At 37.7% G+C, this 14193-nt stretch carries 14 protein-coding genes; 13 read left to right on the top strand and 1 reads right to left on the bottom strand.

Features of this window, described 5'->3' with window-relative positions; all coding sequences use genetic code 11:
- Positions 1-183 precede the first annotated feature (183 nt).
- Entirely contained in the window at positions 184-645 is a 462-nt protein-coding gene (locus RHO14_01605) for a DUF1456 family protein (protein ID WVD71506.1), read from the top strand.
- A gap of 551 nt (positions 646-1196) precedes the next feature.
- Here the strand turns inward: RHO14_01605 and RHO14_01610 are convergent.
- Positions 1197-1745: a DUF1440 domain-containing protein gene (locus tag RHO14_01610; GenBank protein WVD71507.1), complete on the bottom strand. Its 549-nt coding sequence runs from the start codon at positions 1743-1745 to the stop codon at positions 1197-1199.
- 467 nt (positions 1746-2212) lie between these two features.
- Between RHO14_01610 and RHO14_01615 the strand changes: the two genes are divergently transcribed.
- The 12 genes from RHO14_01615 (at position 2213) to RHO14_01670 (ending at position 14161) form a co-directional block, all read left to right on the top strand.
- Positions 2213-2830, top strand: coding sequence for a 4Fe-4S dicluster domain-containing protein (locus RHO14_01615; GenBank protein WVD71508.1), 618 nt, complete (start codon positions 2213-2215; stop codon positions 2828-2830).
- A 2-nt stretch (positions 2831-2832) separates the two neighbouring features.
- Positions 2833-4869: a hydrogenase 4 subunit B gene (gene hyfB, locus RHO14_01620; protein WVD71509.1), complete on the top strand. Its 2037-nt coding sequence runs from the start codon at positions 2833-2835 to the stop codon at positions 4867-4869.
- Positions 4870-4881: 12 nt separating this feature from the next.
- Positions 4882-5817, top strand: a complete 936-nt coding sequence (locus RHO14_01625) for a respiratory chain complex I subunit 1 family protein (GenBank protein ID WVD71510.1) — start codon at positions 4882-4884, stop codon at positions 5815-5817.
- An 18-nt stretch (positions 5818-5835) separates the two neighbouring features.
- Positions 5836-7290, top strand: a complete 1455-nt coding sequence (locus RHO14_01630; protein ID WVD71511.1) for a hydrogenase 4 subunit D — start codon at positions 5836-5838, stop codon at positions 7288-7290.
- Positions 7291-7304: 14 nt separating this feature from the next.
- The gene (gene hyfE, locus RHO14_01635) at positions 7305-7955 is read left to right on the top strand and encodes a hydrogenase 4 membrane subunit (protein ID WVD71512.1); all 651 of its coding nucleotides are present in this window, start codon (positions 7305-7307) and stop codon (positions 7953-7955) included.
- Positions 7956-7960: 5 nt separating this feature from the next.
- Complete coding sequence (locus RHO14_01640; protein ID WVD71513.1) at positions 7961-9553, top strand: hydrogenase 4 subunit F; 1593 nt, start codon at positions 7961-7963, stop codon at positions 9551-9553.
- On the top strand, positions 9553-11295 hold the full coding sequence (locus RHO14_01645) for a hydrogenase large subunit (protein ID WVD72486.1): 1743 nt from the start codon (positions 9553-9555) through the stop codon (positions 11293-11295). The genes RHO14_01640 and RHO14_01645 overlap by 1 nt, the downstream gene beginning before the upstream one ends.
- Before the next feature lie 10 nt (positions 11296-11305).
- Positions 11306-11860 carry a hydrogenase 4 subunit H gene (gene hyfH, locus RHO14_01650; protein ID WVD71514.1) on the top strand — a complete coding sequence of 185 codons (555 nt, stop codon included), beginning with the start codon at positions 11306-11308 and terminating at the stop codon, positions 11858-11860.
- Positions 11857-12657: an NADH-quinone oxidoreductase subunit B family protein gene (locus RHO14_01655; protein WVD71515.1), complete on the top strand. Its 801-nt coding sequence runs from the start codon at positions 11857-11859 to the stop codon at positions 12655-12657. Before hyfH ends, RHO14_01655 begins: the two co-directional genes overlap by 4 nt.
- Complete coding sequence (locus tag RHO14_01660; protein WVD71516.1) at positions 12654-13067, top strand: formate hydrogenlyase maturation HycH family protein; 414 nt, start codon at positions 12654-12656, stop codon at positions 13065-13067. The genes RHO14_01655 and RHO14_01660 overlap by 4 nt, the downstream gene beginning before the upstream one ends.
- A gap of 2 nt (positions 13068-13069) precedes the next feature.
- Positions 13070-13555: a hydrogenase maturation peptidase HycI gene (gene hycI, locus RHO14_01665; GenBank protein WVD71517.1), complete on the top strand. Its 486-nt coding sequence runs from the start codon at positions 13070-13072 to the stop codon at positions 13553-13555.
- An 81-nt stretch (positions 13556-13636) separates the two neighbouring features.
- Entirely contained in the window at positions 13637-14161 is a 525-nt protein-coding gene (locus tag RHO14_01670) for a 4Fe-4S dicluster domain-containing protein (GenBank protein WVD71518.1), read from the top strand.
- Positions 14162-14193: the final 32 nt, after the last annotated feature.

Consider the following 14193-nt stretch of genomic DNA (forward strand, 5'->3'; position numbering starts at 1 on the left):
TCATAGGCAAATATTTAAAAATTTTTGTTGCTCATCTTTAGTTATGTCACCTTTAGTTCCCTTTCAAATCTTTTGAATATTATTATCGCATTTTTTTATTGAGTTTCCCTTTATTCCAATCTAGTATGTCGGCCACATAAAGATAACAAATCTCGCGTTTGATTTGTTCAAATAGGAAAAATGATGGAAAACAATGACACATTACGCAGTGTGCGTTATATGCTTAATCTTAGTGATGCTCAAATGCTTGATATTATTAAGTTAGCTGGATTAGAGGTTGATATTCTTGAGATGAATGCTTGGCTAAAACCTGAAGATGCACCTGATTATAAAATATGTTCAGATTATGTAATGGTTCACTTTTTAAATGGTTTAATTATTTTTCGTCGAGGCAAAGATGATCGTTTTCCTATTCCAGAAGTCGAGCCAACGGTTACCAATAACATCATTATGAAAAAACTAAGAGCGGCTTTTGCTCTAAAAGATTGCGATCTTATTGATATATATACTTCGGTCGATTTTCGTGTTTCAAAGCCAGAATTAAGTGCTATCTTTCGTAAAGCAGATCATAAAAACTACCGTAAATGTGGCGATCAGTTATTACGTTATTTTCTAAAAGGGTTAACACTGAAAATTCGTGGTTAATTAGCATTAGGCTTATTTGTCTCTGCTTGTTCTTATCTGATAACAATTGATGTAAAATTTTCACTATATTAAGGCGTTACAACAAAAAAATAACGAATAAAAGCCTCTATTACAGAATAAATAAGCTAAGGATCTACTGCTCCTAACTTAGTCGATGTTGTCTAAAAAGATATTATTTTTGATTGAAAATTGTTCATCTTTAATGTTGATATCTTGAACAGTAATAATGCGTTTAATCGATCGATAGAAAGAGTAAGAGTGAATTTGGCCAAATGTTGACGAGTCGGTAATAATAATATTTTCACTATTTTACTTAAAATTGAATTAACCAGTTAAGTTCTCATTTGGCAGTGCCCTTAAAATCCAATGGTTTGAGTAAAACCATCAATACCGAGAAATGTTTTTTCTAAACTTACACGTGTAATGGCTTGGAAATGGATTACTTTTGGTATAAAAGCTGCTTGCGAAATCTAAATATATTAATTTCGCAAGCACTGAGCAAAATAACTGAGCTGATAGTTAAATCCGCTTTATATTTTACTTTATACCAATTATTGGCGCCATACACCTCTAATTGGTCTTGCAAAATGGGCAAGGACGGCAATCATACAAATTTCAATCGATACACCCCAATAAATATGACCAAGAATTTCACTCCATAGCTCATAGCCATTAAGGTTCCATAACCAACCTGTTGCGCCACTATCATATACTGGGTTTCTAAAGCCTAATAATGGAATTAAAAAACCATGCATAACAACCGTAATAACCAGGCCAAATAAAGCACCGTACCATAATCTTACTTTGTTACAATAAAACGAACCAGCAGCATAGACAAATGCAAAAGCAAAGCTGAATAACCAGTGATAAAGTGTTACAGCGCCAAGCACTGACCCTCCTTGATAAACATAATCAAGGGAGTGAGAGTTAATGCCTAACCAACCAAGCCAAGCATCGATATGGGCTGCAGGAGGGGAGATTTCGCCAGGAACACGAGGTGGCATATTAACCTCAGAGCCCCATTTTACTAACGAGCTGAAAAAGCCACCAATAATCGTTGTCCAGATGATGACTTGACGGTTAACTTTATTTCCAAACATAGTGGTATATCTCCTGAATTAAAATGGATTGGCATAATTGATTATATTTTAAAAATGATTTAGGTGAAAGAGACCGGTTATTATTTATTCGTTTTATCAATTTTAATACCAAGTGTCGATAATGTCATATGAAATGACATAAAATCAGCAAAAATGTCGAAATGTCATTTTTTTAATCTAAAAAAAGCATCTACTATTATTTTCTTAAGTTAGTTTTAGTGCTCCATCGAATCGTTTATTAGATTTAAAAATCATCCCCTATGCTGCCAGTTTTTAACTTTAACATTATGATTATTTTATGGTTAATATTAACTATAAAATAATCTTAGCCTCTTTTTTCTGCTCATAATTTTGCTATTAATTAAAGCACGCAGTACTCATTTTTAAAATTGGTATAAATTTTGCTATCTATATTAGTTAGTTACCATAAGCAAAAACTCAAACTAAAATAAAGGAGTATTCATGTTATGAATCGCTTTGTGATAGCAGAGCCAAGGAAATGCATTGGTTGTAATACTTGCATGGCGGCTTGTATTGAAGTTCATAAAGAGGTCGGGCTCGTTGATCATGCAAGATTGACAGTCGTGCGAGATAACAACAACGGAACCGCTCCCGTGCTATGTCGTCATTGTGAGGATGCGCCTTGTGCAAAAGTTTGCCCCGTGAATGCGATAACACATTTTGATCACACTATTTTATTGAATGAAAGTTTATGTATTGGCTGCAAATTATGCGGACTTGCTTGTCCATTTGGCGCAATTACCCCAGCGGCAAGCGATCCTGTCGATAAACCCCAATGTTATGAGCAATATATACCTGAGTCGATGCTTAATCAATTACCTTCAAGTCCTGCGTCAATGAGCCCTTTTTTGGTTTGGAATGCAGGTAAAAAGACCATAGCTGTCAAATGTGATTTATGTCATTTTTCGCCATCAGGACCTGCTTGTATAAAGAGTTGCCCAACTGATGCACTTTTTCTAGTTAGCAATGATACGATTGATAACGTGGCTAAAATTAAACAACAAACCGTTGCCCTTTCAGCTCAATTAGTTGATGACAACGTTGTTAAGTTGAAAGGGGACTAATTATGCCATCAAGTTTTAGCTTATTATTACTCTCTATTGTTATTTATGGGCTCGGCGCGCTCGGTTCGCTTTTATTTACCAAACAGCAACGAGCCTCCATCTACCTTGCCGGTATTTTTGGTATAACGGCAGCTGTGGTCGGATTGCTTGCTGTTTTTCCAACACTGCTTTTTGGTGATATTTATCAGTATTCTTTAACGAGTCCTTTTGCTTTTTCTGACTGTCCATTATTACTCGATCGGCTTGCTGCCTTTATGATTGCAGTTATCTCTTTATTAGCGTTAATCACTTCGTTGTACTCGTTATCTTACGTTCAAGAATATATTGGTAAGGGCGCTAGTGCGATGGGCTTTTTTATGAATTTATTTATCGCATCAATGGTGATATTGATGGTGGTGGATAATGCATTTTATTTTATTATTTTTTTTGAAATCATGTCACTTGCGTCATATTTTCTTGTTATTTCAGAACAAGATGAAAAGGCGATTAAAGCTGGATTTATCTATTTTCTTATTGCGCATGCTGGCTCAGTGCTAATTATGGCATCGTTCTTTTTACTCTATCAACAATCAGGTAGCTTTAATTTTGCCAGTTTTCGTATATTAGATTGTTCACCTGCTATATCTTCAATAGTCTTTTTGTTAGCATTTTTTGGCTTTGGTGCTAAAGCTGGCATGATGCCACTACATGGTTGGCTACCCAAAGCTCACCCAGCAGCCCCTTCTCATGCCTCAGCACTTATGTCTGGCGTGATGGTTAAAATAGGGGTATTTGGCATTATAAAAGTTGGTATCGATTTATTAGGTGCAACGCAGCTATGGTGGGGGATTGTGGTATTAGCATTTGGCTCTATTTCTGCCGTACTTGGTGTTTTGTATGCATTAGCTGAGCATGACATAAAACGTTTGCTTGCTTATCATACCGTTGAAAATGTCGGTATTATTTTAATGGGCGTTGGCGTTGGTATGATAGGCATTTCACTCAATTCACCAATATTAGCGGTACTTGGTCTATTAGGGGCACTATATCATTTATTAAACCACGCAATTTTTAAAGGATTACTATTCTTAGGTGCTGGGGCTGTTATTTATCGCTTACACACTAAAGATATGGAAAAAATGGGAGGGCTAGCCAAAATGATGCCTTATACCGCAATGGCATTTTTAATTGGCTGTATGGCTATTTCTGCTCTCCCTCCTTTAAATGGCTTTATTAGTGAATGGTATACCTATCAATCGCTTTTTAGTCTAACTAACGCAAGTCATCTATTTCTCAAAATTGCAGGTCCAATCGCAATTGTCATGTTAGCAATAACTGGCGCACTCGCTGCAATGTGCTTTGTTAAAGTCTATGGGATCTGTTTTTGTGGCAATCCTAAAACAGAACAAGCCGCTAAAGCAACGGAAGTGCCATTTTCTATGATTAGTGCAATGTTGCTGTTAGCTCTACTATGCCTTGCACTTGGTATTGGGGCTTTTATGGTTGCGCCGCTGATTTCAGATATTGCCATACAATTAGTTACGCCTCATATGTTGCAAGGTACTAATAATATTGTTGTTAATCACGGGACAATGCTGATCCCTGGCGACGTTGCACAAGCTCAGCTTTCACCTGTATTAATTTTTGTTCTATTAACTGGATTAATTATTTTACCGCTTATTATTTATGGCATAACACGTCGTTACCGCCTAGCGTTTCGCCATCAAGGTGATCCATGGGCATGTGGCTATCAATATGAAAATGATATGGCGCAGTCGGCAGGTAATTTTACTCAGCCGCTGCGTTTTATGTTTGCGCCGCTTTACCGCCTACGCCAGTTTTTTGACTTTGGTACTTGGTCTAAGGTTTGTGTTGATAAGTTGACCGATTGGGCAAGAAAAATTGAGCCATTATGGGATGGAAAAATTATCGATAGAGTGGTCAATTTTGTCCAAGTTGTTGGACAGAGAGTACAAATATTGCAGCAAGGGAATTATAGAATTTATAGCCTATATATCGTCGTTGCTTTAGTTATTTTACTATTGCTAACCATGTTATAGGGGGAGAAAAGCATGAATTTTGATTTAACATCTCTATGTTGGCTGCTAATTGGATTATTACAAGGATTAATATTGATAATTATTGCGCCTTTAATGGCTGGCATATCTCGGCAAATCAAAGCTCGTATGCAGTCAAGGCGAGGCCCAGGCATATTACAAGAATATCGAGATATTATTAAACTATTTACAAGGCAAGATGTTGCGCCGAAGAATGCCGGTTTTATTTTTAGAGTAATGCCCTTTATTGTAATTGGTTCGATGCTATTACTGGCAACTATTTTACCGATAATCACAGTCGGTTCACCCTTAGGCTCGATTGCTGATCTTATCGCGATTATTTATATATTTGCCATCTTTCGTTTCTTTTTCTCGTTATCAGGACTTGACTCGGGTAGCCCATTTGCTGGGATCGGTGCTAGCCGTGAGTTAATGTTAGGTATTTTGGTTGAACCAATTTTAATGCTTGCTCTTATTGTCGTTGCAATTATCGCTGGCACAACTAATGTCACACAAATAAACCTCTTTTTTATTGAGCAGTGGGGCGGTCAAGCGCCAACCGCGGCTATACTCGCTTTAGCTGCATGTGCATTTGCAGTGTTTATTGAGATGGGTAAAATTCCATTTGATTATGCTGAGGCTGAGCAAGAGTTACAAGAAGGGCCATTAACAGAGTATTCAGGTGCAAGCCTTGCATTAGTTAAAATTGGTTTAAGCCTAAAACAAATTGTTATTGTGAGCTTATTTTTAGCGATTTTTTTCCCATCACCTGACGTCAATATTTTTTTCTTGCTAGGGCTATTTTTAATTAAATTATTCGTTGTCTTTGTGATCGCTTGCCTGATTGAAAATAGCTTATGTCGAGGGCGCTTTTTACTGACGTCAAGAGTTACGTGGACGGGCTTTGGCGTGTCAGTATTAGCTTATGTTTTTTACCTTGTAAGCTTATAAAAAGGAGATCAAAATAATATGGAAAATATTGCAATTTTAACGGTCCTTGGCCCCTTTATCGGCGCATTTATTATCGCTTGTTTACCGTATAGTATGTCTCGCTTTTTAGGCGTAGTAGTCTCTTTATTTGCATCAATTGGGATCGCGCTATTAGGCTATATACTCTTAAACAGTCATGAAGTAAGTTATCACTTTATACTACTTAATATTGGTGAGACTGAAGTTTTAGGTATTGTCGCCGATAAAGTCAGTACTTTAATTGGATTTGCGGTGGTCTTTTTGGGATTTCTTATTTGTGTTTATTCCACCGCTTACCTGACTAAACAAAATCGAGAACATCCCCATGAAGGAACAAAGCGCTATTACGCTTTATTAATGGTATTTATTGGTGCGATGGCGGGATTAGTTCTTTCATCAACTTTAGTTGGTCAATTACTATTTTTCGAAATTACGGGAGGATGCTCCTGGGCATTAATTGGCTATTATCAAACAGCGAAATCACAGCGCTCAGCACTTAAAGCATTACTTGTTACTCATGTTGCCGCATTAGGCCTTTATTTAGCCGCCTCATGGTTATTTGTTGAAACGGGTACCTTTGCTTTAACATCGATTGCTCAAGTTAATGATACCGCTAAAATTATTATTGTTGGCGGCATTTTATTTGCTGCGTGGGGAAAATCAGCACAGCTACCATTACATGTTTGGTTACCTGATGCGATGGAAGCACCAACGCCCGTAAGTGCTTATTTACATGCTGCGTCAATGGTTAAAGTCGGTGTCTATATTTTTGCTAGGGCAATTATGTCATCGGGTCATATTCCGATAATTATTGGTGAAGTTGGTATGGTCTTGTCCGCGATTAGCTTGGTATATGGATTTGTGATGTATCTACCACAAACAGATATGAAGCGTTTGTTAGCCTATTCAACAATCACCCAGCTTTCCTATATCTTTTTCGCTTTCTCTTTAGCTATTTATGGTTTTGGCACAGTATATGGAAAAATGGCTTTTGAAGGCGGCATTGTGTATATCTTCAACCATGCTTTTGCTAAAAGTCTCTTTTTCTTAGTTGCAGGGGCGCTAAGCTTTAGCTGTGGCACGCGAATGTTACCTAAATTAAAAGGTATTATTACCGTTTTACCGCTACTTGGTATTGGTTTTTGCGTTGCAGCTCTCGCAATTTCAGGTGTACCGCCTTTTAATGGTTTCTTTAGCAAATACCCTATTTTTGCAGCGGGTTTTGGTCTATTTAATGGTAATTGGCTCATTATGGCATTATTAATCATTATTTTAATTGAATCAGTTGGCAGTTTTGCTTGGTTTTTATATTGGTTTGGTAAAGCCGTGCCAGGTAAACCATCTGATGACGTTGCTAACGCATCACCGGTTCCTTTTGCGATGAAGGCGGTAATTATTATTCTTATTGTTATGTCACTGTGCTCAAGTGTGATTGCCTCACTCTGGTTAAATTAAAAGGAAAACTAAGCATGACTGAATCTTTTATTATCAATAATTTAGCTGGTATGTTGGTTGTGACATCGATTTTGCTTATTTTGGTCAAGCGATTGATCACATCAATTATCGTATTTTCACTACAGTCAGCGATATTAGTCACGATTTTTTTCGTTATCGCCTATTTTATGGATGCGCATGAGTTATATAGCTGGGCGATAACCTCAATTGTGACTAAAGTCATTTTAGTTCCCTCAATTCTTTATTTAGCTTTTCATAAGATAAAAGAGAGCAATGCTAGCTATAAGGCGATACCAATTCCCATTATCATTTTGTTAGCCGCAATCATTTTACTGGTTTGTTACTTTGTTGTTGCGCCAGTAAAACTCCCTTTAACGCAAACATTAAAACCCGTTTTAGCCGTTTCGCTAGCACTGTTCTTTATTGGGCTTATGTGCATTATTAGTCAACGCAATATTGTTAAACAAATTTTTGGTTATTGTTTAATGGAAAATGGCTCGCACTTAACGCTGTCATTATTAGCGTTTCGCGTACCCGAGCTAGTTGAAATTGGCGTCACAACTGATGCCATTTTTGCCGTCATCATTATGTCGTATTTTGCTAAACGCATTTATCGAGATTTAAGAACATTAGATGCAAATAAACTTAATGTATTAAAAGGATAGTTGTTATGAACGGAACTGAAATTATCTATCTGTTACTTGCAACCCCATTATTGTTTGCAACGTTAGCCTTTTTAGCCTGTTTACTCGGTAAATTGGCAACGAGTTTGGTGACGTTAATCAATTTTATCGGTGTTTTGGTATTATTGATTTTATCTGGATTAACCGTTTATATCATTTTTTGTGAAGGTCAGATTTTATCAGCTAACTTATGGTGGCACGTTGACGCTTTGAGCGGCATATTCATCGCGCTTTTAGGTATAATCGGTTTTATTACCGCAATGTACTCGATTGGTTATATGAACCATGAACTTCGTCATGGTGAAATTTCTGTCCGCGGCCTTTGCTGTTATTACGGTTTTTTCCAGCTATTTTTATTCACTATGTTACTTGCAATCACAACCAATAATTTGATTGTGATGTGGGTTGCCATTGAGGCGACAACACTTAGTTCGACTTTTTTAGTTGGATTATATGGGCAAAAATCGTCTTTAGAAGCAGCATGGAAATATATCATTATATGTACGATTGGTGTGGCATTTGGGCTTTATGGCACAGTATTAGTGTATGCCGATGCGGCAAGTTTAATGACCGATCCGAGCCTAGCTGTTTTTTGGACCGAAGTTGTCAAGTATCCTGAAATTTTTGACCCAACATTAATGCATATTGCTTTTGTTTTTATATTACTCGGGTTTGGTACAAAAATGGGGTTATTCCCAATGCATGCTTGGCTTCCTGATGCACATAGTGAAGCTCCTAGCCCAGCAAGTGCATTGTTATCTGCTGTGTTACTCAATTGTGCCCTATTAGTTGTATTGCGTTATTTTATTATTATTGCTGGTGTTATTGGCGATAGTTTTCCAAAAATGTTACTTCTAATATTAGGGTTTTTATCTGTTGGTTTTGCTGCATTTTTTATTATTGTCCAGCGTGATATCAAACGGTTGCTCGCCTATTCCAGTGTTGAGAATATGGGATTAATTGCGATAGCAATCGCTATAGGGGGACCATTAGGGACCTTTGCAGCATTATTGCATACCATTAACCATAGTTTAGCTAAGACTTTACTGTTCTGCGGATCGGGTAATATCTTATTAAAATATGGTACCCGTGATATGTCGGTAGTCAAAGGCCTATTAAAAATAGCGCCAATAACCTCAGTATTATTTATTGCTGGTGCCTTAGCGCTTGGTGGAATGCCGCCTTTTAATGTGTTTGTTAGTGAATTTATGCTGGTTATTGCATCCATTCAATCAGGTTCAATATGGCTAACGGTATTGTTATTACTTTTATTGACGGTGGTACTTGGCGGCTTAGTTAAAATGGCTGCTAAAGTCAGTTTTGGTGTACCTCCCGAGGCAGTTTCTAAAGGAGAGCTTGGCTTTATGGCTGTTGCACCAATGGCGATATTGTTAGCATTAATGTTATTAATGGGCACCTATATTCCCCCTTCAGTAAAAGATTATATCCATCGAGCGACAGAGATCATTATGATTTCATCTCAATTTGAGCTAGTTAAAGCTAGCGAACAACCGCTTCATAATCAAATTAATTTATCAAAATTAGAGCTAGTGTCATTAGGACAAGGGAGCGCGCAGTGATGAAAAATTTAGGACAAACAGGGCATAATTCTAGAGATAAAAACCTGGGTGATAGCTACATTATTAGTGTTAGGCAACGTTTTCCACATGCGATTTTAGATGAAGAAAGGCAAACTTATAATCAGCTCACCATCACCGTTGATCTAAATAGTTTACCGAAGATTGTTGCTTATCTCTATTATGATTTGGGCGGTTTTTTACCGGTGCTTTTTGGTAACGATGAAAGGTCATTACACGGTAATTTTGCTATTTATTATGCCTTATCAATGGAACAAGGTGAAAAATGTTGGATAGTTGTTAAAGCATTCGTTGATCCTGTTAGCGCTGAATTTCCATCTGTAACGCCGCTTGTTCCTGCTGCAGTCTGGGGGGAGCGTGAAATTCGTGATATGTATGGTTTAGAGCCAGTTGGGATCCCTGATGCGCGCCGTTTAGTTTTGCCAGATGATTGGCCTGATGAGCTTTATCCATTACGTAAAGATTCGATGGATTATCGTCAGAGGCCAGCACCAACAACGGACAACGATACTTATCCTTTTTTAAATGAACTTGGCGATAAGAGTAATCGTATTGTTCCGATCGGCCCAATGCATATTACCTCTGATGAACCAGGGCATTTTAGGTTATTTGTTGATGGTGAACGGATTATTGATGCTGATTATCGATTGTTTTATGTTCATCGTGGAATGGAGAAGTTAGCTGAAAATCGGATGGGATACAATGAAGTCACTTTTTTAGCTGATCGCGTCTGTGGTATTTGTGGCTATGCGCATAGCGTTGCTTATGCTAATTCAATTGAAAATGCGCTGGGGATCGAAGTGCCGATGCGTGGCCAAATGATCCGCAGTGTGTTACTTGAAGTTGAGCGCTTGCATAGTCATTTGCTTAATCTAGGATTGAGCTGTCATTTTACGGGTTTTGATGGCGGTTTTCAGCAGTTTTTTCGTGTGAGAGAAAAAGCCATGGTGATAGCCGAACTCCTCACTGGCGCTCGAAAAACTTATGGTATGAATCTTATTGGAGGGATCCGCCGTGACATATTAAAAGATGCACGATTAGAAACAATATTACTCTTGCAAGAGATGCGTAAAGAAGTGATGACACTAGTCGATATGTTAGTGAGCACGCCTAATTTTGAACAGCGAACGAAAGGTGTTGGCATTTTAGATAAAAAAATTGCCCGCGACTTTAGCCCTGTAGGGCCATTAATTCGAGCCAGCGGTTTTAAACGCGATGTCCGTTTTGATCACCCTTATACTGGTTATCAATTGCTGCCAAAAAACTTAATTAGTTATGATAGCTGTGATGTAGCGGCGCGGGTATTTGTTCGCATCGAAGAGACATTAGATTCAATTGCGATGTGTGAATATGCCTTAGATAATTTACCGCAGGGGCCACTATTAGTTGAAGGTTTTACGTATAAGCCAAATAAATTTGCTTTAGGATTTACTGAAGCTCCTCGAGGAGAAGATGTCCATTGGAGCATGACAGGGAATAATCAAAAATTATTCCGTTGGCGTTGTAGGGCGGCAACTTATGCCAACTGGCCAGTACTTAAATATATGCTACGTGGTAATACGGTTTCAGATGCTCCATTAATTATTGGTAGTCTTGATCCTTGTTACTCTTGTACAGACCGCGTAACACTTGTTGACGTACGTAAACAAAAATCGGTTACGGTTCCTTACAAAGAAATTGAACGTTATGGAATTGAGCGAGTAAATTCTCCGGTTAAAGGATAGAGAGGCTACGATGTTAAAATTGCTAAAAATTCTCGCCAAAACAGGTGATGTTACCGTTAAATATCCGTTTAAACCACTCGATTTACCCGATGGTTTTCGGGGTAAACCAAAATACCAACCGGATCAATGCATTGCTTGTGCTGCGTGTACGACGGCTTGCCCTGCTAATGCGTTAACGATGGAAACGGATCTAAAGTCTGGAACGCGTACGTGGCAACTTTTTGTTGGTCGATGTATTTTCTGCGCTAGGTGTGAAGAAGTATGTCCAACAAGAGCAATTGAATTATCTCAAGAATTTGAATTAGCCGTGACCAATAAGCAAGATCTGTATGAAACAGCAATATTTAGTTTAACATCTTGCCGAGTATGTCGGCGCTACTTTGCCCCGCAAAAAGAGATCGACTATGTGATGGCTTTACTCGTTCAATCTGGTATGGATATTAATGAAATTGAAAGTCGTCGGGACCAATTTGAAACCTGTCCTGATTGTAAGCGTAGGCAAAATGTTGTTGGTGAAGAAAATGTTATTTTAAGTCAACATATTGAGCTAGGAGTTAAGCTATGAATATGAAAAATAATCAATTAAATTCAAATTATGATCATCATCGTTTAACGCCAATAACCATTGATGAACACACTAAAAAATTAAAAGAAACATTATTAAAAAAAATCAAACGTTCAGCCTATGTTTATCGGGTTGACTGCGGTGGTTGTAATGGCTGTGAAATTGAGATTTTTGCTGCAATAACGCCACTTTTTGACGCAGAGCGATTTGGTATAAAAGTCGTTCCATCCCCTAGGCATGCTGATATTTTAATTTTTACTGGCGCGGTAACACGTTCAATGAGAATGCCGGCTTTACGCGCTTACCATAGTGCTCCTGATCCTAAAATTTGTCTCTCTTATGGCGCATGCGGTTGTGGTGGCGGAATTTTTCATGATCTTTATTGCGTTTGGGGCGGGAGTGATAATATTGTGCCGATAGATGTCTATATTCCAGGCTGTCCGCCAACCCCCGCTGCAACAATATACGGTTTTGCAATGGCGCTTGGTTTACTCGAACAAAAATTGCATGGCAAAACCAACGATCAGACTCACATAACTCATCCCTCATTGATTTACTCTGATATTCCTTTATCAATTCGAGTAACCGTTGAACGTGAAGCAAGAATTTTAGCTGGTTATTATAAAGGCAAGCAAATTAGCGATAAAATTATGCAGATATTAGGGTCATCATCCCCTTACGAATTTGACAATCAAATTAGTCAATGGTTGTCGCAAGAAAGTGATCCTCGTTTGACAGAAATTGTCATCGCATTAAAAGAGACCTGCGCAAAAGCGCTACAAGGTGAAAGACAATGACTGAGCATGTTTTATTTTATTCTTTAAATAAAAAATTTGTTGAGCAAGAAAACGATATTCCCGAGCATGCCCAGCAAGTGATGTATTACTCTTTAGCAATAGGCCATCATGTTGGTGTAATCGATTGTTTTCAAGCAGTAATTAACTGTCCAATTGCGCAGTATAAACAGTGGATTGATTATATTGAGGATTCAAGGGAAGCTCATGCAAAGCTTGATAGGCTATTTAAGTTTGGCGAAATTACGGTTGATATTTCCCATGTTAATTTATTAGCTAATGCTTTTTTAGCCAAATACAAGTTAATCGATGAGCCATTTAAAACTTGGACCGATACTTTACTCTCGTTATTTCAGGCGATGACAAAAGAGCCGGCTATGTACTTAATGATTAAACACATTGGGCGGAATTAATTATGCAAAAAAAAGTCGTGCTTACTGTTGGTAACTCTATGATGGGAGACGATGGCGCAGGTCCTTTACTTGCAAAAAAAATGACGGAAAATCCAATTAGAGATTGGCAAGTTATTGATGGCGGAAGTTCACCTGAGAACATGGCTCATATTATTCGGCGAATTAAACCCAATTTTTTACTTATTATTGATGCAACCGTGATGGGGTTAAATCCCGGCGAAATCAGATTTATTGATGTGGATATGATAGCCGAGATGTTTTTAATGAATACACATAATATGCCACTCAATTTTTTAGTTGAGCAATTAAAGCCTGATGTTGAACGCATTTTATTTCTTGGTATTGAGCCTGATATTGTTGGCTTTTATTATCCGATGACTCATGCAGTTATTAACGCGGTTGAAACGGTATATCAGGCACTACAAAAAAACGATATTACGACATCATTTAATCAATTACAAATAGATGATATAGGGCAAAGTGCCTAGCATTCTAAGTTCGCAACGAGGCGATGAAAAATAGTTACGAATTTAAATTATTAAATCTAAGTAGTGCAATAAGGATAAATTATGAATAAATTTATTAATGCAGATGCCAGCGCATGTATCGGTTGTAAAACCTGCGAAATTGCATGTGTACTTGCGCATGGGGAAGAAATTAGAACGATAGAAAGTGCTCATTTTAATTCAAGATTAGATGTGATTGAAGTTGGTGATATCACGGTGCCTGTTATGTGCCATCAATGTGAAGATGCACCATGTATGCTTGCTTGTCCTAATGGGGCGATTATTCGTCAAAACAATCATATTAAAGTTTTACAAGAAAAATGTATTGGGTGTAAAACCTGTGTTTTAGCATGCCCATTTGGTGCGATGAAGGTAAAGTTAAAAATTGAAGACTTAATAGTTGCTGGGCATGCAAGAGGAAAACGATATAAGGCTCAAGCGATTAAATGTGATATTTGCTATTCCGATCCAAACGGCCCTGCATGTGTACGTACTTGCCCGACCAAAGCATTATCTTTAGTTGATCTTGATGATTTGATAAAAATTCAAGAAAAGCGCCAGCGTGATAGTGTTTTAGCGATTCGATAAATTAATTTTATCAAATTTTATCTTATAGAATA

The sequence above is a fragment of the Orbaceae bacterium lpD04 genome (assembly GCA_036251935.1).
Taxonomy (GTDB): domain Bacteria; phylum Pseudomonadota; class Gammaproteobacteria; order Enterobacterales; family Orbaceae; genus Orbus; species Orbus wheelerorum.

Coding starts and splice junctions, on each gene's coding strand:
- hyfB (WVD71509.1), top strand. CDS start 2,833: ATGCCATCAAGTTTTAGCTTATTATTACTCTCTATTGTTATTTATGGG.
- hyfE (WVD71512.1), top strand. CDS start 7,305: ATGACTGAATCTTTTATTATCAATAATTTAGCTGGTATGTTGGTTGTG.
- RHO14_01660 (WVD71516.1), top strand. CDS start 12,654: ATGACTGAGCATGTTTTATTTTATTCTTTAAATAAAAAATTTGTTGAG.
- RHO14_01655 (WVD71515.1), top strand. CDS start 11,857: ATGAATATGAAAAATAATCAATTAAATTCAAATTATGATCATCATCGT.
- RHO14_01615 (WVD71508.1), top strand. CDS start 2,213: ATGAATCGCTTTGTGATAGCAGAGCCAAGGAAATGCATTGGTTGTAAT.
- RHO14_01670 (WVD71518.1), top strand. CDS start 13,637: ATGAATAAATTTATTAATGCAGATGCCAGCGCATGTATCGGTTGTAAA.
- RHO14_01645 (WVD72486.1), top strand. CDS start 9,553: ATGAAAAATTTAGGACAAACAGGGCATAATTCTAGAGATAAAAACCTG.
- RHO14_01605 (WVD71506.1), top strand. CDS start 184: ATGGAAAACAATGACACATTACGCAGTGTGCGTTATATGCTTAATCTT.
- RHO14_01610 (WVD71507.1), bottom strand. CDS start 1,745: ATGTTTGGAAATAAAGTTAACCGTCAAGTCATCATCTGGACAACGATT.
- RHO14_01625 (WVD71510.1), top strand. CDS start 4,882: ATGAATTTTGATTTAACATCTCTATGTTGGCTGCTAATTGGATTATTA.
- hyfH (WVD71514.1), top strand. CDS start 11,306: ATGTTAAAATTGCTAAAAATTCTCGCCAAAACAGGTGATGTTACCGTT.
- hycI (WVD71517.1), top strand. CDS start 13,070: ATGCAAAAAAAAGTCGTGCTTACTGTTGGTAACTCTATGATGGGAGAC.
- RHO14_01640 (WVD71513.1), top strand. CDS start 7,961: ATGAACGGAACTGAAATTATCTATCTGTTACTTGCAACCCCATTATTG.
- RHO14_01630 (WVD71511.1), top strand. CDS start 5,836: ATGGAAAATATTGCAATTTTAACGGTCCTTGGCCCCTTTATCGGCGCA.